Below are 21,803 nucleotides of genomic sequence, written 5' to 3' on the forward strand. Positions count from 1 at the left end.
CGACTAGAGCTTTGAGTATATGTATAATCTCATACCTAGAAGTGAAAGTCAAGACTAATTGGAGACTAAGAGTCTCCCGCTATCCATCCCCTCCCTGCCTGCGGCGAGGAAGGGGAATTCCGCGAAAACCGTTAAAATCAAAGATAAAGTGACTAACCAGACACTAAATGAGTCATAAAACACCTTTATATATAACAACTCAGTGCCAATAAAAAATGCGATCGCTTTTCAAAAGAAGGCGATCGCGTCTTTTGTCGGTAGGATTTAGCCTACGCCATGTAATAGAGGTTATGGGTCTAATCAAAAATTGCTGTTATTGCGATCGCGCTTATTGGAGCAGCTAGACCGTTTAGAGGCTCAAATTCGATACGAACTTACTAAGATATGTATATAAGGTAGAGAGAATTTAAGTATGCAATATCAAGTATTTGTTCAAAATTTAGCAGAACAAAGATTTGTGGCATTAGTGATGGGAATGCCAACAGTCAGCGAGTACGGAGCAACGGAAGAAGAAGCAGTTTCTAGAGCCAAAGCAGCCTTAGAAACTCAACTTGCTAGGGGAAAGCTAATTACTATTGAACTTCCCCAAACTGCCGCCGAGGGGCTTAGGGCTAGTCAAAAGCCGCCGACTACACCGCATTTTTCCAGCTTGAATATGCAGCAAGCTGGAATTTTTGCTGACGACCCCAGTTTTGATGATTGGGTAGAAAAATTGGCACAGATTCGCTCCGAAGCGAATACAGAGACGGATGACTAATGAATTTTTATGTTTTGGATACAGACCATTTGAGTTTGTAACTAGAAATATGCAAGATTTTAAGAAAGTCCCCAATTTAAGAGTAGAAGACTGGACAATTTAGTAAAGTATTAAAGGCAGCATCGGAAAATTGGCGATCGCACTGGTTGTTTATTCCATCACTCATAGCTATCCGTTAGAGATTTTGGCAAGTATACGTATAATAGTACGTATATACAAAGTGTTTTAACCTTTAGCAAGAGGCGTTCGGGCTATGGTTATTTCTGCCTCAATTAGCGTGTACGGTGATGAATTAATCACAGCTACAGAGTTAAATCGGCAACCAGGTCGAATTTTGGATCGAGCTAGAGAGCATCCAGTAACTATCACTCGCAACGATGAATATTTTGCTTTGTTGCCTCGCGATGATATGACTTTTTGGGTAAAGGCAGCCACGCAAGCGAAAGTTGTGTTTGAGATCGTCAACGTTAGTTATCGATTACGGCTTGGAGAGCAGATTGCCCAGGAGCATCCCTATGAATGGCTAAAGGCATTTGACTCTCAAGAGCTAAGTGAATTGATTGCAGAGTTAGAAAGTGCTTTCCGCCTTGTGGGAGCGGACGCTGGGGCTATAGATAGGCTGGACATATTGATACATGAATGGCATGAGAGTGCTTTAGCAATTTTTAGCCCAGAACTTGCTGCGGCGTTCAGTGACGAAGTTGAGGAAGTGTTGCTGACGGAGCCAATTTTTGATAGCACTAACCAATTGGCTCAGGCATAAGTATGGCGCATTCCGAGGCAAATCCCGAAGAAGAAAGTGCCACCAGAAGAACAACTGCAAAACCCACCAACGCCGCCCGAAACTGAACAAGCACAACCCCCCATACCCGATCTGGTAATACCGCCAGAAGAATTAATAACAGCACCACCAAGGGTAATATCTGCGGAAGAAGATGAAGCTGAACAAGAAAAACTTGTCCCTGTATCGCCTTGGCTAGTAGTAGCTCTCAATCGGCGGGTTAACCGAGATTGGGAAGCATTGCTGTTGCGCGCGCCGGAAAATACTCGCCGATGTTATAAGGATTTGCGTACTGCTCCTATGCTGAGAAAGCCAAGGAGAGTTTTTCCTTTGAAAGGCAAACGCTACCGTGGAGTGTGGGAGTATGAAGTTACAGGCGGAGAGCGAGTGTTTTATGTACCCGATCCACAAAAGTGTAAAGTGCTTGTCTACTACGCCGGAAAACACCCCAAAGCAGCGCCTACTCCTCCTTAAATATTCTTCAATTGCATTCAAAGTAAAAAAAATGCGATCGCTTTTTATAGAATGCGATCGCACTATAAATAACAATAATTGCTTGCTATTCCCTGCTACTACCTTGCAACATTTGCTCAGGATTGACCAAAAATATAGTCAATGGTGGTTCTTCATTGGGCAAATAACATACATGAGTCGCCATTTGCAAAATATCGCCGCTACGGTAAGACTCAGGCAGCACTCTAATACTATCTAAAGGCAAATCCATCAAAGCCGGAACCGATGCCACCGGAAGCCCGTACAATTCACCGCTCTTAGTCTGGAGAATCAGCAAATAGCTTTTTTGCGATGTTTCGTTGATGATGCTCGATTGAAATAATTGCCGATGCAAATCTATTACCGTAACTTCGCGATCGCCTACATGAGCAATTCCTATTCCATTTAAACCGCTACCATAAACAGGCGTTTGGTTCAAAACCTTGTGAACAATCTCAATGGGCAAAGCCAGATCGAAATTGCCAATCGTAAAAACAATCATTTTTACCGATGCAACGCGATCGCGGCTAGAAGCTGGTTGCATAGCAGCTTTTGACTTGAGCAGAGCGTTTTTCATAAATTAGTTGCCTCCCCCTTTAATAAATAATTATCGTCCGCTCAGGGCAGGCACTCCCGTAGGACTTTCCTGCTTGATGATAGTTGAAATTGCTGTCAAAAATTCCTGCTCGATGTAGGGCTTAGTAAAGTATTCCCTAGCTCCCAATTGCTTCGCCAACATCCGGTGTTTGTCACTGCTGCGAGAAGTGAGCATCACCACTGGCGGCTTAGAAATTACTGGATCTTGACGGCGTTGGCTCAAAAATTCAAAGCCGTTCATATTGGGCATTTCCACATCACAAACTACCAAGTTGATAGTTGCAGAATTTTTTTGCAGTTGTTCGATTGCCTCGCGCCCGTCCCGCGCTTGCAAAACTCGATAACCAGCTTTTTCAAAAGTCAAAGCCAAAGTTTGCCGCAGTGTAATCGAATCATCGACTACCAAAACTGTTTCTGTCATCACTCTTTGCGGCACGGGGGTAGAAATTGGCATCTCTCCATCTTCGCTTGCCGCCGACAATTGGGCATTGCCGCCAATAGTTACAGATTTATGCTTGCTATGTCCCACAAAGGAGTCTAGCAGCGCCGCCCCATCAATAACCGGAATTAAGCTACCATCTCCCACAATCGTACAACCGTAAATATAACTTGGAGCCGCGATCGCTTCTCCCATCGGTTTAATTACCAATTCTTGCTCGGTAACTAAGCGATCTATTTCTAGCGCCAAAATTTGACCATCTTGTTCTAGCAACAGCATGGGAGCCGCCCAGTCTTCGGGAGAAGGAACAGCTACCAAAGCTTGGCTGGGTATAGCTTCCGATAACGGACAAGCGTAATTTAGCAACTCCGAAAGGTGGTAGGCGGGGGCAATGCGACCTTGCCAGTGTAAAAATCTTTTGCCTCCAGAAAACTTTACTTGCTCTGGTTCAGGAATCAAAATTTCTTTGATACTGTCTGAAGGCAAAGCAAAAGCACTATTACCGACAAAACAAACCAATAATTTCGCCAAAGTCAAGGTTAAAGGAATGCGTAAAGTAAAGCAAGTACCTTCCCTTGGCTCCGAAATTACACTGACGCTACCTTTAAGACTCCGCAATTGACTGCGGACGACATCGAGTCCGACACCGCGCCCCGAAAGTTCGCTAACTTGGCTTGCCGTCGAAAACCCTGGCTCAAACATCAGTTCAAGTAAGGTGGAAGTTGAAGCATTATCGGCTTTTTCTTCAGCCAATAAACCCATTTCTACCGCCCGACTGCGGATGCGGTCTAAATTCAACCCCCGCCCGTCGTCTCTAACTTCGATAATTGTTTGGCTGCCTTGGTGATAGGCTCGTACTTCAATTTGTCCGCGCTCTATTTTACCTTGTTCGCGGCGCACTTCTGGGCGCTCGATCCCGTGGTCGAAGGAGTTACGAATTAGGTGTAGCAAGGGGTCGTAGAGCTTTTCTAAAGCTGCTTTATCTACTAATACTCCCGTCCCGGTGATTTTTAGCTCCGCAGGCTTGTCATAGGAAGTAGACAAATCGCGCAACATCCGGGGAAAGCGGTTAAGCACTTCGCCAATGGGCAACATTCTCGCCCACATCAAGTCGTCTCGCAGGTGAGAAAGCATTTGCCGTTGCTTGTCTACGCTTTGGCTAGATTGCCCGGACAGTAGCACTACGTCTCCAACGGTTTCTTCTAGCTGGACAATTTCTTCAAAAGTTTGTTGCAGCAAAGAGTGCAATTCTCCGTAGCTATCCATCTCCAACGAGTCAAAATCTACAGGACGAAAAGAAGCTCCACTTATAGAGGAAATAGTCGGCTCGTTGTTGCCTTTATGAGCAGAATTATTAGAACTATATCGTTCTGGAGAAACTAGCATCCGGTCAGAGAGATTGCGTAGCTGGTTGCCCATGCTTTGAAACTGACTAAATCGGCGCAGTAGCTCTTGGACAGTAGCTTGCAACTGCTCATTTTGCAGCGATAAACTGTTGCGGTTAATCGCAAGTTCGCCTACGGTGTTGTTCATCCGCTCTAGCCGTTCTAAGTCAACTCTGACCGAAAGTTGCTGTTGTGGTTGAGCATGTGCCGCCGTCGGAATTGCTTTTGGTTCGATTTTTTGGGGCGAACTAGATTTAGGGCGGTTACTCCGTTCTGTGGTAGAGGGAAAATTTGCTTTAGCTGGTACTATAGCTGCGAGTTTTTCTTGCTTTGGTAAGGCTCCAGCTTCCATGGGCGGCAAGTCACCAAATGCCTGACCGATGGATTGAACTAACTGCTGGGAATCTACCTCTAGTTTGACTTTTTCAGGTTTAGCTTCTACTGTTGGGGCTGAGAAGAAGCTGGTATTCAAGTCACCAAAGATGTCATCTACCGAGGCGGCAGCTTCATCAACCTCTGCCGTAGCTGGATTTAGCTCGGCAGCAGCTAACGGTACATCTTGGGCGATCACATTTTCGGATAGATCTAAGCCACTAGACCAACCACCAAACATATCATCAATGCTCATTACCCCTGGATCGGGATCGGAGTAATCGAGATTTTGGGCTATTAATTCGGTGTCAAAAGTAACTGGTGGGGGGCTAATAGTTTCAGCGCTTGGTGATGTGGCTTCCTCTAACATCGGCAAGTCGCCAAACATTTCATCCAAAATTAGCGGTTGGGTGCTGACAACTTCAACCCTTGGTAGTGCGACTTCTTCTAACATCGGCAAGTCGCCAAACATTTCATCTAACATCATGCTGTTATCTTCAGCATCAGTAAAGAAATAGGTGTCGGCTGTTGTAGCAGGTTCGCTATCCGTAAAGAAATGGGTATCGGCTGTTGCCGCAGATTCTCTAAGTAAATCTATAGGCAAAAACTCTTGGATGACAGTTGTTGACTGTAGCTTAGTTGGCTGCGTAGAAATTAGGACTTCACCCCTTGCCAAAGCTAGTAGTTGAGCCGAAGGCTTGCCCCCTGAAGTGCGATCGCCTGCGATCACGGCACTTCGTGCTGCCCGAAAATCGGTAAACGCTACTTGGGTAATTTCCAGAGCTAAGTCGGGGTTAGCGTCTAAGGCAGCGATGGCCGCGCGGGCGATCTCGCCAAATCCTGGCATACACAGTAGTTCGGCAAGCCCGGAGAATACTTCAGCTTGCGCTCTTAGCTCTCCTGCTACTTCTTCATCTTGAGGGTGAGCTAATACCGATTCTAAACGGTCTAATCCTTGAGCAACATCCACTTCAAAAATGGATAAAGCAATGTCTACCCCCAAATCGATCGAGCTTGGTAGTTCTCCTGCCGCCCCAATAAAATCGCCAAACTTGGCTTCAATTTCGGCAAATACAGGCTCGGCGTTGCTCATTGCCTGCTCTGGGTCAAAATACCCAGTTTCAAGCTGTTCCATCAAAGGTAAACGCAAGGAGTCGTAAGCTTGGAGCAACAAGCCTTCTATTTTGTCATCAATTTCTAATTCTTCGTGGTGGAGAGCTTTAAAAATATCTTCGAGGCTATGAGCCAAAGTTTTAATTGTATCTAGTCCGACACTTGCGGCTCCGCCTTTAATGGAGTGAGCCGCCCGCATCATATTATGAACTTTAGAGATACTGCGATCGCTCTTGAGCGTCAATAGCTCTGATTCGATTAACTGTAGTAGCTCTGGGGCTTCTTGGATAAAAAATTGATAGGCGTGGTCGCGGATATCAGCATCGATTGCCATATTAAATACCAGATTTTATAGATATATTGGGCGAGGACGGGCAAGGGAGCAAGGTTTTAAGTTGCAGCCATTGCCCTACTCTTTTAACTGACTTTAAACTGACTTACACTAGCTTGCAGTTCTTGAGCAACAACTAGGAGTTCGCTAAACGAAGCGGATACAGAATCAACTTCGGTGGAAGTTTTGCCAGCGATCGCGGCTACATCGCTCATTGTATGAGTTACCGACTCTGATGCCTCCGACTGGAGAGTGGTGGCTGTGGCGATCGCGCCAACTAATTTACTAATCTCGACACTGACGGCGGTAATTTTGTTTAGACTTTGGCGAGTTTCGTCTACTAGGCGGGTTCCTGTAACTACCTGCTCTGTACCAGTTTCCATCGCTGCTACTACGGCGTTAGTTTCTGTTTGAATGTCTTTTACTAGCGCTTCAATGTCTCCCGTCGCATCTGCCGATTGCCGCGCCAGTCCTCGGACTTCATCGGCGATTACTGCAAAGCCTCGTCCGTCTTCTCCGGCTCTAGCTGCTTCAATAGAAGCTTTGAGCGCCAGCAAGTTGGTTTGGGCAGCAAATCTACCGATCAAGTTGACAACTTGAGAAATCTTTTGCGAAGATTCCCCCAATCGTTTTACTTTTTTCGATGTTTCTGCTACGGTTTCGCGAATTGCCAAGATCCCGTCTACGGTGCGGTTCATCGCCAAATCACCTTCTTGTACCGTATCTGTTGCTCGTTGGACGGCGGCTTCCGCTTGGGAAGCGTTGGCGGCTACGGCGCGAATTGAAGCCGACATCTTTTGAATTTGCCCTAGCGCGGCGGCAATTTCTTCAGTCTGGCGAATTGCTTCGGTAGATAGTCCTTGTACCGAACCTTGGTTACTGGTAGTAGTTGCAGCTACTTGAATCGCCGCTTGTTGTACCTGGCTAACAATTTTGCGCAAGCTGCTAATGGTAGCGTTGTAAGAATCGGCTACTGTACCAATTTCATCTTCAGTTACATTGGCGCGGATAGTTAGGTCGCCTCTACTTACGGGGCCTACTTCAATCAGCAACTCCAAAGCTCGTTTTTGCAGATATGCTTTACCTGCTCTTTGCTGCTCCAGTAAGTCGGCACGGTCAAGGGCAAAACCTACTTGAGTGGCTAACTGAGAGAACAAGTCAATATCTCCTTGCTGCCAGTTGCGAGGACTAGAGCATTGGTGAGCAATGAGCAAGCCAAGTAATTTATCACCCTGGAGAATTGGTGCAACTAGGTTGGCTTGCACAGCAAAGGCTTCTAGCTGCTTGAGGTAGCACTCAGTTAAACCAGCTTTAAAAATATTGTTGGTAGCTTGAACTCGCCCTTGACGGTAGCGCTCTACATATTTGTCGGCAAAGCAGGGGTCGTCGATTTTTGCTCCCATTGCTTTGGGCCAGCCTTCGCCTACTGATTCTGCTGTCACCGTACCTTGCCACAATTCGTTAAAGCTATAGATAACTACGCGATCGCTTTTTAAGGCAGTGCGAATTCCAGCTACAGCAGTATTGAATATACTCTCAGTTTGAGTAGCTTGAGATAGCTTTACCGTAATGTCTCTGACTAAACCCGCGCGATCAGCAGCAGATTGATTTTGCTCTAGGGAGTTTAGGCGATCGAGGATTAGTCCCAACTGAGCAGACATTTGAGTTAGAAAGTCAATTTCTGTCGGTTGCCATTGGTGGGTAGTTTGACAGTGATGAGCAATCAGTAAGCCAAATAATTCCTCTCCTTCAACAATAGGTGTAACTAAGTTGGCTTTGATTTGCAATTTTTCCATTAGCTGCAAGTGTTTGGGATGAAAGCCTGCTGCATATACGTTTTCTGTTGGTACGACGCGACCTTTTTTGTAACATTCAATTAGCTCTTGACTAATACAAGCATCTTCAATTTTGTTATTGAGGGCGCGAGAAAAACCAGGTAACACCGCTTCACTTAAGATATAGCCGCTCCAGTCAGGGTTGAAACGATAGATAACTACGCGATCTACCTGCAAAATTTCTCTAGCACCTGCAAGAGCTTGTCTAAAGATAGATTGTTCATCAGCATTACGAGAGGTGGCAATCTCTGTAAAAAATCTGGCTTGTTCTGCCTGTTGACGACGAGTATTTAAGTTAGCATCAATACTAACTGCCATCTGATTCAATTCTTGAGAAAGAACGCCAATTTCATCTTGGCGCTCCGTTGTTTCCAACCGCACCCCTTGTTGTCCATCTCCTAGCTTTTGGGCAAAGTTGGTTAAACGTCGGATTGGGCGAGAAAAAGTTCCAGAAAGCGGGATGGCAAGTATACCAGCTAGTATTAATATTCCTCCTCCAATTCCGTAACCTGTCTGCCCCAAGTTAGTAATTGACTGTTCTACTGCTGTGTCCGGTTCGCCAACATAGGCAATGCCTATCGGTTTTGCTTGCGCAGGGTTGAGTTGCTTTTGATGATCGTACAAGGGGCTATATCCAGTCAGGTAGTTAGTTCCAATGATATTAGCTTCCCCAAGAAAAGTTGTTCCCCGATTTAAAACAGTTTCTGCTACTTCCCTAGAGACTCTTGTACCGATCGCGCGGGTTTTACCATCGGAGTAGGGAACGTTGGTACTTACTCGCCAATCTTTCGCAAATAAGGTGGCTGTAGCTACCCCTGTGTCTTCTGTAAGGCGATCGACAATTTCATAGTTGCGATTGACTAACGTACCAATAATTGCCGTACCGACCTGCTTACCATTAACTTGAATGGGTTCAACGGCCATAATTGTTAAGCCTGCGCTACCAGAGTCAACATCATAAGTTCCTTCAGGAACAGGTTTTTTGGATTCGGGTAATCCTGCTGTATTTTGTTGCCTAATGCCAATTTGAGCTTGTTTATCTAACCCTAGACGTTGTAGCGAATTGGCATTGAGTAACTCTACGCCTGATAAAGATTTTTTACTGCTTATGGCATTCTTAACAATAGGAATATTTCCTAAATCGATTCCTGACCGTAGTGATATTGAACGATATTCTGGCTCAGATTCTGGTTTATTTTCTACAGGTAGAAGTGGATAGGTCGCATTATCTCCGGCTATAGCTTTAATGCTCTGAACAACAGTTCTACCCTGAGCGTCCGTAAGAATGTAGAAACTCTCATCATTTTGATTATCTTTGAGCAAGCTTTGTAGTATAGCTTGTTTAGCTGCTACTTCTTGAGGGTTGCTCAAGTCTATCTCCGTAGCCCGGATTAAGTTGGCTAAGGCATTTACTTCTGATTCAGTTTCTTGCTGAATTACATTAATTTCTTGAACCAAGTTGCGTAAATCTTTTTGCAACCCTGTTTCTAAGCTTGTGAGTAATCTATCTTCTGCAAGGCTAACAATTCCTTGAGTTACTACAATTACAGGCAATGCTGCACTGCTAATTAGCAGAATAGTCAGTTTAGCCCGGAGGTTCAAGTTGTTCCAAGGTTGAATTAAACGTTGCCAGAGAGTATTAGATGGTTGTGGTGGCAGTTTGACTATTGAAGGGTTATTTGATGCTTGGTTGCCTTTGTTGGGACTATTAGCATGATTGATAGTTTTTTTAAGGCGATGCTCTAACATGGCGGTTACTCTAATTTTTATGTAGGAGAGGAAATAAGGAAAATAGTCAGAGGAGGAGAATCTTTCTACCTCCCCATTTATTGGCTTGCTATTTGACTTTGAACTGACCCACACTAGCCTGCAAGTCTTGAGCTACGGTTAATAGTTCGGTAAATGACGCAGATACGTTAGAAGCTTCCGTTGATGTTGTCCCGGCAATGGTAGCTACGTCAGTCATCGTGCTAGTTACTGATTCAGAGGCTTCCGATTGAGCAACGGCGGCAGAAGCGATCGCGGCAACCAGTTGACTAATCTCGCTACTAACGGCGGTGATTTTGTTTAGACTTTGGCGAGTTTCGTCTACTAAGCGAGTTCCTGTGACTACCTGCTCTGTACCTGCTTCCATCGCTGCTACTACTTCGTTGGTTTCTGTTTGAATGTCTTTTACTAGCGCTTCAATTTCTGCGGTAGCTGCGGCCGATTGCCGCGCCAATACTCGAACTTCATCGGCTACTACCGCAAATCCTCGTCCTTGTTCTCCAGCGTGAGCCGCTTCAATAGAAGCGTTTAGCGCCAGCAAGTTGGTTTGGTCGGCAAAGGAGCCAATTAGGTTTACGACTTTAGAAATCTTTTGCGAAGATTCACCCAAGCGTTTTACCTTTTTCGATGTTTCTGCTACAGTTTCGCGAATTGCCAAGATCCCGTCTACGGTGCGGTTCATCGCCAAATCACCTTCTTGTACCGTATCTGTTGCTCGTTGGACGGCGGCTTCCGCTTGGGAAGCGTTGGCAGCTACAGCGCGAATTGAAGTAGTCATCAGTGCCAACTGCTCTAGAGCGCCAGCAATTTCTTTGGTTTGACGCAACGCTTCAAAAGATAGTCCTTGTACCGAACCTTGGTTGTCGGTAGTAGTTGCAGCTACCTGAATCGCCGCTTGTTGTACCTGGCTAACAATTTTGCGCAAGCTGCTAATGGTAGCGTTGTAAGAATCGGCTACTGTACCAATTTCATCTTCAGTTACATTGGCGCGGATAGTTAGGTCGCCTCTACTTACGGGGTCTACTTCAATCAGCAACTCCAAAGCTCGTTTTTGCAGGAATTCTTTACCTGCTCTTTGCTGCTCCAGTAAGTTGGCACGGTCAAGGGCAAAACCTACTTGAGTTGCCAACTGAGAGAACAAGTCAATATCTCCTTGCTGCCAGTTGCGAGGACTAGAGCATTGGTGAGCAATGAGCAAGCCAAGTAATTTACCACCCTGGAGAATTGGTGCAACTAGGTTGGCTTGCACAGCAAAGGCTTCTAGCTGCTTGAGGTAGCACTCAGTTAAACCAGCTTTAAAAATATTGTTGGTAGCTTGAACTCGCCCTTGACGGTAGCGCTCTACATATTTGTCGGCAAAGCAGGGGTCGTCGATTTTTGCTCCCATTGCCTTGGGCCAGCCTTCGCCTACTGATTCTGCTGTCACCGTACCTTGCCACAATTCGTTAAAGCTATAGATAACTACGCGATCGCTAGCGATCGCGCGGCGGGCTTCTTTGACGGCTTGGTTGAAAATGTCTGTAGGGCTAAGAGTTTGACCGATACTTGACGTGATATCTCTCAATAACGTAGAACGCTTGGCTTCTGCATCTTTTTGTTCTAGGAAGCTAACACGGCTCAAGACTGCGCCAAGCCGCTCGGACATCTGCTGAAGGAAGTTAATTTCTGCTTGTTCCCACTGGTGCGGTGCAGTGCAGTGGTGAGCTACTAACAAGCCGTAGAGTTCATTGTTGTTAATGATAGGCGTAACTAAGTTCGCCATAATTTGCAGCCGTTCCATCAATTTGAGGTGGTCGGGGTGGAAGCCTGCCTCAAATACGTTGCCTGTAGCAACTACACGACCATTTTTGTAAGCTTCAATTAGCGCCTCTCCAATACACGGGTCTTCAATTTTGTCATTGAGGGCTTGGGGAAAACCAGGAGACACTGATTCGTTGGCAATGTAGCCGCTCCAATCAGGTTTGAAACGATAGACAACTACACGGTCTGCTTGAAGAATATCTTTAGCACCTGCAAGAGCTTGGTTAAAAACTCCATCTACATCTTGGGCGGTATCAGCGCGGGTAGTAGCAATGGTGGTAAATAAGCGAGCTTGTTGGGCTTCAACTTCTTGCTGGTTTAGGAGTTCTTGTACTTGGTCTGCCATCCGGTTGATGTTTGTCCCTAGTACGGCAATTTCGTCACCACCAGTTACTTCAACGCGGTTGTCAAATTCTCCATTACCTAGTTTTTCGACGGTATCGGTAGCCGCTAATATAGGGCGAGTTGCACTTCTAGCAAGGTAAGCTGCGAGCGCACCTACCAGTAATGCCGCCAAGCCAGTTCCAAGTAGCAGTGTCAACAACTGTCGGCGCTGTTCGGCAAATATAACACTTGTATCTTCAGCGAGTACAACACTCCAGTTTAGTTGCGGCAATCCCTCAACTTGGTTAACAGGAGCATAGGATATCAATTGTTCAGCTTTGTCAATTTGGTCAACTGCGATCGCACTCGTTACCTTCTTATCCGCTTCCATTTGGGCAAAGGGAGCAAAATCGGCACGAGCATCTCGACCTATTTGCTCTTTTTCCTTGGCTACAAAGAACTTTCCATCGGGACCGACCAAATGGTATTCTTCTACGGCTGCGGTTTTAATACCCTCTGCTAACCGCTCTTCTGCTTGGAGAATTTTACCTAGGTTTTCCACAGGTATGCGAGTCCGCACGATACCAATTATGTTGCCTGTAGCTGTATCTACAATAGGTGCGGCAGTGAAAATGGAATATTTTCCGTTCAACTGTGACTTTCTGGGAGGCGTGATGACAGGACGCTTAGTTTTGATTACTTCTTTAAAGTAATCCCGTTCGCCGAGACCAGTGATAGGCTCCCCTGAGCTTTGCAGAATCGTATTTCCAGCAATATCCGTAACAGCAATACTGTCGTAGACACCGTAAATCTTTGCATAGCGATCCATTACCTTTTGCTTTTCTTCGAGAGTCGTTACCGCTCGTACTTTGGGATTAGCAAGAATAGGAAGATTTCCAAGCACCTGTACGTCTCCGTAGCGCTCAAACATGAAAGCACCAACTTGATCGCCAAGAGCGATGGCAATGGATTCTTGACTGTCAGTCGCATTTTGTCTAATGTTTCTGCTAGATGAGACAGACTGGACTGCCCCAACTGTTAGCAACGGAATGATACCAAGAGCGATCGCGGCGAGGGTTGCTTTGGTTCTGAGACTTGTACGCTGCCACCTGGAGAGGTTTTTCATCTCTTGGGGTCTTTGCAATGCTGCATTAGCTTTTTTGCCTAAAGGAGCAGACTGAGGATTCGTTGTTACTTCAGATTCGAGGGGGGAAATCGCTAACTTAAAAAATCCGCTATCAACATCACTACTAATTTCATTGTGACCGTTGGTGATATTGCGATCGGAGGGTTTGGGAGAAGTTTGAGTCATGATAAAAACCTTAAAACTTGATATGTAGGGGTAATTTACAAAAATTGAGCAATAGAAATACAAAAAGCTATAAAGCTAAGACATAGGCTGGTTGGCATTTAATGCAGCGATTAGAAACACTGCATTAAATATTGCTACTTGGGCATCCCAGCGATGATCGAGTTTCCGTCTAAGACAACGACAATTTCACCGTTATTTTTTAACCAGTAGCCGCGTAAAAATGGTACTAATGCCGGATTCACCGCCGATTCTGGGGGCGATTGAATCAAGTCAGAGTTGAACCACTCCATATCTTCTACGCGATTAACGGCGAGTCCTAGCATTTTTTTTCCTGCGGTACTATTGCCCCCTTGTCGCCCGCCAGATTGCTGGGAATTGACAACAATTGCCGTATAAAGCGAGCGCCTGCTTGTTTGTTGGTACAAAGGCGTACCGCCCAGCAAATAGCCCAAATCGATCAGCCACAAAATTTCTCCCCGCCAGTTGTACACGCCAATTACCCAAGCGGGCATATGGGGAATAGGTACAACTTTGGTAGTGGAAACAGTAAATACTTCGGTCATTTGCTCCACTGATAGAGCCGCATTGAGGTCGGGAGCTAGGTGAAACCGCAAAAACTGCTGTTGCTCTTTTGCTGCTTCTTCGGCTGTCGCCGACCCTAATGAAATGCCTTTAGACAAAAACTCAGATATCATCGCTGTCTCCTGCTGCACTGCGCTTTATACAAACGCTTTATTTAATGAGTTGTTTTACGGTTTTTAGCAGTTCTTCTTGGTCTACGGGCTTAGTAATATAGGCATCGGCTCCTTGTTTTTTGCCCCAAAACTTATCCATGTCTGTAGACTTTGTAGAGCAAATTACAACCGGGATGCTGCTAGTGGAGCTTTCAGCTTTAAGATCGCGGCATAATTCAAAACCACTGCGATCGGGCAATACGACATCCAAAACAATTAAGTCTGGTTTTTGGTTGCTAATTTTGGTCATAGCTTCTTTGCCGTCGATAGCAGTAACTACGGTTAGTCCGCCTTTTTGCAGGCAGCTAGTAATTACGTCCATTTGGGTCGGAGAATCTTCAATCACTAAAACTGTACTCATGGGGTTGTCCTGTTAAAATTAGGTAATGAAAAATTGAATGTTGGTGAAGGCACGCTTTGCCTAAGTCATATTAGTCTTCCACCAATTCGCTGAGGTGTTGGCGGGTGATTTCCAAAACGGTTTCGGCATTAGCTGGTTTGCTCAAGAAGCCAGAAGCACCGACGATTTTGGCGCGTACTCGGTCGATAATGCCATCATTTCCGGTCAAGATGACAATTGGCGTATCGCGGAATGCTGATACTTTACGCAGTTGAGTACAAATTTCATAACCATTGGTATTGGGCATAATTAGATCTAAAAAGATTAGATCGGGTTTGCGACTCAATAAAGTTGCGATCGCCCGTAATGAGTCTTGCACGCCCAAGAACCGATAGCCTCCGCCCGTGAGAATTTTTTCCATACTTTGACAGACCAAAGGGCTGTCATCGACGCAAGCAATTAGTGGTGCATGGGTACTGGCGACAGGTTTTGCCAAGGAGGGAATGGTAGGGGCAGGAAAATCAGCAAGCTCGACTAGCTCTACTATTCCCGATTTCAAAAATGGGAGTAGTGAGCTAGTAACTTGTGCCGCATCGCGCTTCATGACTACGCCAAGCTCGCGCAAAGTCCGATGTCCATCTAACAGTTTGACAAGGTTTTGATAAACCGGAGCCGATACTTGTTGTTGCAGTTGTTCTGGGCGAGCAATGGTAGGAGCTTGATTGGCGTTGCGATCGCTGGCGTTGACTTTGTGCCACAGTTGCCTTTGCTGTTGTACCTCCGTAAGGACTAACCCTGGATCTAGTAGAGCTAGTTGAAGGGGAACTGATATATGTTCTGGCTTGACTTGAAAACTAACTTTGAGCGATCGAGAAATATCAAACAATACTTCGCAGACAATTCCGGCGATCGTCTTTGCGGCTTGTTCGCGGCTAATTTGGTTGCGTTCTACTCCTAAATGTAATAATTGATATTCCCAACTTGTTACGGCAGATAAAGATGCTGAGTTGGAGATATTGACCAACAATTTCTTTAATTGACTAATATCAAGTTGCGGGCATTGAGATAATAAGTTTCTTTGCCAGCGTCTAACCGGATGATTGCCCCCAGTCGCATACAAAATTCGTCCTAGAAATAAGCAAAAGTTCCAGTTTTGCTCTACTGTTCCCTCCAAGGCAATGCTTTTTACTAATAAGTTTCCACTGAATTGTTCTTGTTTTAATCCAGCGAGGGTTTTAAGTAAATCGTTAGCATTCATAGTTTCAGCAATCATAATGATTTTTTTACTCCAAATATTGAGATTATTTTTTTTGGTTAGTTTAGATGTACTTGCCCTATATTTTTAGTGTGATGTTTGCTAGGAAAATTTAGCAATGATAATTCTACTTAAAATGTTTGATACGGACATTTGGTTTGGCGCTTGAGTTTGGAGAAATTGCAATTTTAAACTTAAAATAAATTTTGTTGGCATTTTAAATAGCTGAGAACCCCATAACTCAATGTTTTCCCGATCATGACATTCCTCTAAATAATCTAGATCCGTATCAACACTGAATTTACTTAAGGGCGCAGGGATATACGTAAGTATGTTCAAGGTGTTTATTTTGCTGAAAAAGTAGTTGAAAGTCAGTATTGACGGGGCTTTAAGCGTAAGTCGCTACTAGATATTGGTAAAATTATCAGACGATGTTTGCATCTGGAGAATATTACAGGCATCTTGGAAAGAAAAAAGAAAACATCTTAAGTTTTTTCAGATAGAGCTTTTAACTAGCTCTACCATTGCTAACCTAAAAAAATTCACCGAGCGGATAGCGATCGCCTATTTTATATATGTATAAAGACTTACATATATAAACCTACTTGCATATATGGCTAAGAGCGATCGCGCCCAATTCTAGGCATTGGCAACAGACAAAGTAATTTTAGAAAACTTTTCCGGCAAAAACAGCTTTGCCGGATATTGCAAATAATTGACATATAACTTCATTTTTTGCGAAAAAATAAGTATATTTACTAATAATTTTTACATCCTTTACCGAAATTTTACATATGCGGAGATTGATTTACGGTGCCTTTACGGTTCTTTATAGACTGCTGGCTTAAGATGATTAGGCAGTAAGTTAAATACATCAATTTGCTTGACTTTCGCCAGGTGCTGATTAGCTCTATCAAAAGTACAAAATGCTTCTTCTAGTAAATTTGAGGTGAAGTAATGAAAGCAGTAATATTAGCTGGTGGACTAGGTACTCGATTAAGTGAAGAAACTACTATCAGACCCAAACCGATGGTGGAAATTGGCGGTCGCCCGGTTTTATGGCATATTATGAAAACTTATTCTACCTATGGGATCAATGATTTCATCATTTGTTGCGGATACAAAGGATATGTAATTAAGGAATATTTTGCCAATTATTTCTTACATATGTCTGATGTAACCTTTGATATGCGATTTAATCAAATGAATGTTCATTGCGGCTATGCAGAACCTTGGCGTGTGACCTTAGTAGATACTGGCGACCAAACAATGACTGGAGGAAGGCTGAGGAGAGTAAGAGAGCATATTGGTAATGAAACTTTTTGCTTTACTTACGGCGATGGCGTTAGCAATGTAAATATTAAAGATTTAGTTGCTTTTCATAAAGATCAGAAAACTTTAGCGACACTAACTGCGAGTCAACCACCAGGACGGTTTGGAGCAATTTGCTTAGCTGAAGAACAAACAAAAATCACTAGCTTTCGTGAAAAGCCTGAAGGGGATGGTGCGTGGGTAAATGGTGGTTATTTTGTCCTCGAACCAGAAGTAATTGACTTTATAGATGATGACTCTACAGTCTGGGAACAAGCTCCTCTACAAAAATTAGCACAGATGGATCAATTATCAGCTTTCAAACATGGTGATTTCTGGCAGCCGATGGATACTTTACGAGATAAAAATTATCTTGAAGAACTATGGCAAGGCGGGAAAGCTCCTTGGAAAGTTTGGTAGCTAAAACCCAATTAAAAATATGCCTAAATCATAAGCAACTAACGTCAACTTTTGTTTTTGGTAAGGCAAAAATTGATGCTAGTTGTACTTAATTATCCTAGTTTTTTAGTTAAAATATCTTAAAGGTATCAGTTGATAACTTGGTAAAAAACTAGATTTTAACTAATTACCACTCTTGGTTTTAAAAGTGAAGGTACTCATGTACGATCTAGCGATTATTGGTGGAGGAATTGTTGGGTTATCTACAGCGATGGCTATAGGTCAGCGATTTCCTAAAGCGCGAATTGTAGTAATCGAGAAAGAAAGTAATTGGGCTTACCATCAAACCGGAAATAATAGCGGCGTTATTCATTCAGGTATTTATTACAAACCGGGAAGTTTTAAAGCCAAGTTTTGCCGTGATGGTAGTCGCTCAATGGTGGAATTTTGCCAACAATACGATATTGCGTACGAAGTATGCGGCAAAGTAATTGTGGCAACAGAAAAAGAGCAATTACCAATACTTGAAAGCCTTTACACGCGCGGCTTAGAAAACAACTTGAAAGTTACTAAGCTACCTTGCGAACAAGTAAAAGAAATTGAGCCTCATGTTAGCTGTATAGCAGGGCTTAAAGTATCCACTACTGGGATTGTGGACTACAAACAAGTTTGCCAAAAGTATGCTGACATCGTTCAATCGTTGGGCGGCGAATTACGGCTCAATACTAAAGTTGAGAAAATCCGTTCTCTTGGTGAAAGTCAAGTTTTAGAAACGAATCAAGGAGTTTTTGAAACGCGCTTTGTCATTAATTGTGCCGGACTTTATAGCGATCGCGTAGCACTACTTGCCCGCGTCGATCCTCAAGCCAAGATCGTACCTTTTCGCGGCGAATACTACGAACTTACCCCAGAAAAACGCTACCTGGTCAACACTTTAATTTATCCAGTCCCTAATCCTGATTTTCCCTTTTTGGGCGTTCATTTTACCAAAATGATTGATGGTAGCGTCCACGCAGGACCAAATGCGGTTTTAAGCTTTAAGCGTGAAGGGTATAAGAAAACAGACTTTGATTTACGTGATTTTACAGAAGTAATGACTTACCCTGGCTTCTGGAAACTGGCGGCAAAACACGCCGATGAAGGCATTCAAGAAATAGTTCGCTCTTTTAGTAAAGCCGCATTTTTACACAGCCTGCAAAAATTGATTCCTGAAGTTCGAGCCGAAGATATTGTCCCCACTCACGCTGGAGTGCGCGCCCAAGCCCTGAGAAACGATGGCGCTCTTGTAGATGACTTTTTGATTGTTCAAGGCAAAAACTCCATCCACGTCTGCAATGCCCCTTCTCCGGCGGCTACTTCCTCCCTAGAAATTGGCAAAGCGATCGCCCAGGCAATTCCCGAACAACAACACTTGCAAGTAAAAGCTAGAGTATAGGACGATACAAAAAATGAAAGTATTAGTAACAGGTACAGAAGGTTATCTTGGTTCGTTATTACCGCCCTTACTGATAGAGAAGGGACACGAAGTATTGGGAGTAGATACAGGCTATTACAAAGTTGGTTGGCTGTACAACGGAACGACAGTAACCGCTAAAACCCTAAATAAAGACATTCGCCATATTACTAGCGAAGATTTGGCAGGAGTAGATGCGATCGTGCATATGGCAGAATTATCCAACGATCCTACTGGGCAACTTTCGCCAACTATCACTTACGACATCAATCATAAAGGCTCGGTGCGGCTGGCAACTATAGCTAAAGCTGCGGGAATCCGGCGGTTTGTGTATATGTCTTCTTGTAGCGTGTATGGCGTAGCAACCGAAGGCGATGTTACAGAATCATCACCCGTTAATCCGCAGACTGCGTATGCTGAGTGCAAGACGCTCGTAGAAAGAGATTTGCAATTGATGGCTGATGACAATTTCTCGCCGACATTTATGCGCAATGCTACGGCATTTGGTGCTTCGCCACGCATGCGCTTTGATATTGTGTTGAACAATTTAGCAGGACTTGCTTGGACGACAAAAGAAATTAAAATGATCAGTGATGGTACGCCTTGGCGACCTTTGGTTCATGCTCTAGATATTTGTAAAGCTATTGCTTGTACCTTGGAAGCACCCCGCGATATCATCCACAACCAAATCTTTAATGTGGGCGATACAGCAAACAATTATCGTGTCAAAGAAATTGCCGAAATGATTGCGGCAACTTTTACGGGTTGTCAGCTAACTTTTGGAGAAAATAGCTCAGATAATCGCAGCTACCGAGTTTCTTTTGAGAAGATTAATAAAAACTTGCCAGGATTCAAGTGCGATTGGAATGCGCCTCGCGGTGCTGAACAGTTATTTAATTTGTTCCAGCAAATTGATATGACTTCAGAAACTTTTTTGTCTAGAGGATTTACACGTTTAAAACAACTAGAGTATTTGATTCGTACCCAACAAATTGACCAAGATTTCTTTTGGAGTAAGTAATCTAGATATCCAGCTATTCCTATCGATTGGGATAAATGGACAAAGTTTGTAAGATTCAAGCTCCACAATTTTGGGTAGTTCTGTTACATCAAAGGCTTTCCATTTATGCTATTTGTTCGCTCGAAATTAACCCCTCTAAAAACCCTAGCCAAGCTATGACTACTCAATGCCGTTTTTGTCACAATCCCCTGCAGCATACTTTTGCAGATTTGGGGCTTTCACCAATCGCCAACGACTATATAGGTAAAGAGCAACTGCATCGCGCTGAGAAGTTTTATCCTTTACATACTTACGTCTGTGAAAAATGCTTTTTGGTACAGATAGAAGACTTTGAGTCTCCCGAACATATTTTTGGAGATGGAGACTACGCTTACTTTTCCTCTTACTCTGATAGTTGGTTAAAACACGCCAAAGCTTACACCGACTTGATGGTAGAAAAATTTGGATTTACAGCGAGTAGCCAAGTAATTGAAATTGCCAGTAATGACGGGTACTTGTTGCAATACTTTCACGAAAAAGGCATCCCAGTATTGGGGATAGAACCTGCTGCAAATACGGCTAAAGTAGCTCAAGAAAAAGGTATCCCTAGCTTAGTCAAATTCTTTGGCGTACAAACAGCCAAGGAATTAGTTGCTGACGGGAAACAAGCAGATTTGCTACTAGGAAATAATGTCCTCGCTCACGTACCCGATTTGAATGATTTTGTGGCAGGAATGAAAATTGTTTTAAAGCCAAACGGCATTATTACAATGGAGTTTCCTCATTTATTGCAATTGATAGAGCAAAATCAGTTTGACACGATTTATCACGAGCATTATTCCTACTATTCATTTTTGACAGTTAGCCAAATTTTTGCATCTCACGGCATAACTTTATTTGATGTCGAAGAATTGCCGACTCACGGCGGTTCTTTGCGAATCTATGGCAAGCATGAATCCAGCGATATTCAGTTAAGAAGTCGCGTCACAAAGTTGAAAGCGAAAGAAACTCAAGCTGGGTTAGATAAATTAGAACCCTACTTGAATTTTGGCGAAAAAGTCAAAGAGACAAAACGCAAACTCTTGAGCTTTTTAATTGAAGCAAAATCTCAAGGTAAAGTGATCGCGGCTTACGGTGCGCCAGCTAAAGGTAATACGCTGCTCAATTACTGTGGTGTGAGGACAGATTTTATTGACTACACCGTAGATCGTAGCCCTTACAAGCAAAATTTGCTGTTGCCAGGTACGCATATTCCGATTATGCACCCCGATCGCATCAAAGAAACTAAGCCAGATTATTTACTAATTTTGCCTTGGAATCTCAAAGATGAAATTATCGCCCAAACCGCATTTATTCGCGAGTGGGGAGGAAAATTTGTAGTACCAATTCCAGAGGTTCAAGTTTACTCATGATTTTTACAACCACAGACTTATCGGGTGCTTTTATCATCAACATCGAGCCTAAAGCAGATATTCGCGGTTTTTTTGCCCGGACTTTTTGCGCGCAAGAATTTATCGAGCATGGCTTAGAAGTCACAAACGTTCAGTGCAGCATTGCCTTCAATCACAAACAAGGAACTATCCGGGGGATGCACTACCAAGATCATCCTCTCACCGAAGCCAAGTTAGTGCGCTGTACTCAAGGCGCTATCTATGACGTAATCGTTGATATGCGTCCTAATTCTCCTACTTACTTAGCTCATATTGGTGTGGAATTAAACGCCGAAAATCGACGGAGTTTGTACATTCCAGAAATGTTTGCTCACGGCTACCAAACTCTTACCGATGATACAGAAGTTGTGTATCAAATGAATAAGATATATACGCCAGGGTACGAGCGCGGGTTGCGTTATGACGATCCAATTGTAGGAATTGAATGGCAATTGCCAGTTAGTGAAGTTGCTCTGAAAGACTTGCAGTGGGCTTTATTAGAGTCGAAGCTTGTAGGACTAGAAAATAGTTTTAAATAGCTAGGATCCAAATGAGGCGGCATTTTTACTTTTTGGT

15 protein-coding genes are annotated in these 21,803 nt (G+C 43.9%); 8 read left to right on the forward strand and 7 right to left on the reverse strand.

What is annotated here, in order from left to right; genetic code table 11:
* Positions 1 to 412: 412 nt before the first annotated feature.
* The 3 genes from AC2VE5_RS02530 (at position 413) to AC2VE5_RS02540 (ending at position 2,012) form a co-directional block, all read left to right on the forward strand.
* Entirely contained in the window at positions 413 to 757 is a 345-nt protein-coding gene (locus AC2VE5_RS02530) for a type II toxin-antitoxin system HicB family antitoxin (protein WP_486886210.1), read from the forward strand.
* A gap of 253 nt (positions 758 to 1,010) precedes the next feature.
* Positions 1,011 to 1,520 carry a hypothetical protein gene (locus AC2VE5_RS02535; RefSeq protein ID WP_486886211.1) on the forward strand — a complete coding sequence of 170 codons (510 nt, stop codon included), beginning with the start codon at positions 1,011 to 1,013 and terminating at the stop codon, positions 1,518 to 1,520.
* A 36-nt stretch (positions 1,521 to 1,556) separates the two neighbouring features.
* Entirely contained in the window at positions 1,557 to 2,012 is a 456-nt protein-coding gene (locus AC2VE5_RS02540; RefSeq protein ID WP_486886212.1) for a hypothetical protein, read from the forward strand.
* 85 nt (positions 2,013 to 2,097) lie between these two features.
* Here the strand turns inward: AC2VE5_RS02540 and AC2VE5_RS02545 are convergent, their stop codons facing one another.
* From AC2VE5_RS02545 to AC2VE5_RS02575, 7 genes are all read right to left on the reverse strand, one after another.
* Complete coding sequence (locus AC2VE5_RS02545; RefSeq protein WP_486886213.1) at positions 2,098 to 2,607, reverse strand: chemotaxis protein CheW; 510 nt, start codon at positions 2,605 to 2,607, stop codon at positions 2,098 to 2,100.
* Positions 2,608 to 2,637: 30 nt separating this feature from the next.
* The gene (locus tag AC2VE5_RS02550) at positions 2,638 to 6,270 is read right to left on the reverse strand and encodes a hybrid sensor histidine kinase/response regulator (RefSeq protein WP_486886214.1); all 3,633 of its coding nucleotides are present in this window, start codon (positions 6,268 to 6,270) and stop codon (positions 2,638 to 2,640) included.
* Positions 6,271 to 6,353: 83 nt separating this feature from the next.
* A complete protein-coding gene (locus AC2VE5_RS02555; RefSeq protein WP_486886215.1) occupies positions 6,354 to 9,851 on the reverse strand; it encodes a methyl-accepting chemotaxis protein in 3,498 nt (1,165 codons plus the stop codon).
* An 88-nt stretch (positions 9,852 to 9,939) separates the two neighbouring features.
* The gene (locus AC2VE5_RS02560) at positions 9,940 to 13,305 is read right to left on the reverse strand and encodes a methyl-accepting chemotaxis protein (protein ID WP_486886216.1); all 3,366 of its coding nucleotides are present in this window, start codon (positions 13,303 to 13,305) and stop codon (positions 9,940 to 9,942) included.
* A 134-nt stretch (positions 13,306 to 13,439) separates the two neighbouring features.
* Entirely contained in the window at positions 13,440 to 14,000 is a 561-nt protein-coding gene (locus AC2VE5_RS02565; RefSeq protein ID WP_486886217.1) for a chemotaxis protein CheW, read from the reverse strand.
* A gap of 37 nt (positions 14,001 to 14,037) precedes the next feature.
* Positions 14,038 to 14,400: a response regulator transcription factor gene (locus AC2VE5_RS02570; protein WP_486886218.1), complete on the reverse strand. Its 363-nt coding sequence runs from the start codon at positions 14,398 to 14,400 to the stop codon at positions 14,038 to 14,040.
* A gap of 70 nt (positions 14,401 to 14,470) precedes the next feature.
* The gene (locus AC2VE5_RS02575; RefSeq protein WP_486886219.1) at positions 14,471 to 15,652 is read right to left on the reverse strand and encodes a response regulator; all 1,182 of its coding nucleotides are present in this window, start codon (positions 15,650 to 15,652) and stop codon (positions 14,471 to 14,473) included.
* Positions 15,653 to 16,591: 939 nt separating this feature from the next.
* Between AC2VE5_RS02575 and rfbF the strand changes: the two genes are divergently transcribed.
* The 5 genes from rfbF (at position 16,592) to rfbC (ending at position 21,766) form a co-directional block, all read left to right on the forward strand.
* Positions 16,592 to 17,365, forward strand: a complete 774-nt coding sequence (rfbF, locus tag AC2VE5_RS02580; protein ID WP_486886220.1) for a glucose-1-phosphate cytidylyltransferase — start codon at positions 16,592 to 16,594, stop codon at positions 17,363 to 17,365.
* A gap of 199 nt (positions 17,366 to 17,564) precedes the next feature.
* Entirely contained in the window at positions 17,565 to 18,779 is a 1,215-nt protein-coding gene (gene lhgO, locus AC2VE5_RS02585; RefSeq protein WP_486886221.1) for an L-2-hydroxyglutarate oxidase, read from the forward strand.
* 13 nt (positions 18,780 to 18,792) lie between these two features.
* Positions 18,793 to 19,818 (forward strand): NAD-dependent epimerase/dehydratase family protein, encoded by a 1,026-nt coding sequence (locus tag AC2VE5_RS02590; protein ID WP_486886222.1) that lies wholly within the window; start codon positions 18,793 to 18,795, stop codon positions 19,816 to 19,818.
* A gap of 155 nt (positions 19,819 to 19,973) precedes the next feature.
* The gene (locus tag AC2VE5_RS02595; protein WP_486886223.1) at positions 19,974 to 21,209 is read left to right on the forward strand and encodes a methyltransferase domain-containing protein; all 1,236 of its coding nucleotides are present in this window, start codon (positions 19,974 to 19,976) and stop codon (positions 21,207 to 21,209) included.
* Complete coding sequence (gene rfbC, locus AC2VE5_RS02600) at positions 21,206 to 21,766, forward strand: dTDP-4-dehydrorhamnose 3,5-epimerase (protein WP_486886224.1); 561 nt, start codon at positions 21,206 to 21,208, stop codon at positions 21,764 to 21,766. The genes AC2VE5_RS02595 and rfbC overlap by 4 nt, the downstream gene beginning before the upstream one ends.
* The last annotated feature ends 37 nt before the right edge of the window (positions 21,767 to 21,803 follow it).

It is taken from the genome of Aliterella sp. E5.1 (assembly GCF_057473825.1).

Excerpts from the sequence above, each read along its gene's own strand:
- AC2VE5_RS02530 (WP_486886210.1), top strand. The coding sequence starts at position 413 with ATGCAATATCAAGTATTTGTTCAAAATTTAGCAGAACAAAGATTTGTG.
- AC2VE5_RS02535 (WP_486886211.1), top strand. The coding sequence starts at position 1,011 with ATGGTTATTTCTGCCTCAATTAGCGTGTACGGTGATGAATTAATCACA.
- AC2VE5_RS02545 (WP_486886213.1), bottom strand. The coding sequence starts at position 2,607 with ATGAAAAACGCTCTGCTCAAGTCAAAAGCTGCTATGCAACCAGCTTCT.
- AC2VE5_RS02550 (WP_486886214.1), bottom strand. The coding sequence starts at position 6,270 with ATGGCAATCGATGCTGATATCCGCGACCACGCCTATCAATTTTTTATC.
- AC2VE5_RS02555 (WP_486886215.1), bottom strand. The coding sequence starts at position 9,851 with ATGTTAGAGCATCGCCTTAAAAAAACTATCAATCATGCTAATAGTCCC.
- AC2VE5_RS02560 (WP_486886216.1), bottom strand. The coding sequence starts at position 13,305 with ATGACTCAAACTTCTCCCAAACCCTCCGATCGCAATATCACCAACGGT.
- AC2VE5_RS02565 (WP_486886217.1), bottom strand. The coding sequence starts at position 14,000 with ATGATATCTGAGTTTTTGTCTAAAGGCATTTCATTAGGGTCGGCGACA.
- AC2VE5_RS02570 (WP_486886218.1), bottom strand. The coding sequence starts at position 14,400 with ATGAGTACAGTTTTAGTGATTGAAGATTCTCCGACCCAAATGGACGTA.
- AC2VE5_RS02575 (WP_486886219.1), bottom strand. The coding sequence starts at position 15,652 with ATGATTGCTGAAACTATGAATGCTAACGATTTACTTAAAACCCTCGCT.
- rfbF (WP_486886220.1), top strand. The coding sequence starts at position 16,592 with ATGAAAGCAGTAATATTAGCTGGTGGACTAGGTACTCGATTAAGTGAA.
- lhgO (WP_486886221.1), top strand. The coding sequence starts at position 17,565 with ATGTACGATCTAGCGATTATTGGTGGAGGAATTGTTGGGTTATCTACA.
- AC2VE5_RS02590 (WP_486886222.1), top strand. The coding sequence starts at position 18,793 with ATGAAAGTATTAGTAACAGGTACAGAAGGTTATCTTGGTTCGTTATTA.
- AC2VE5_RS02595 (WP_486886223.1), top strand. The coding sequence starts at position 19,974 with ATGACTACTCAATGCCGTTTTTGTCACAATCCCCTGCAGCATACTTTT.
- rfbC (WP_486886224.1), top strand. The coding sequence starts at position 21,206 with ATGATTTTTACAACCACAGACTTATCGGGTGCTTTTATCATCAACATC.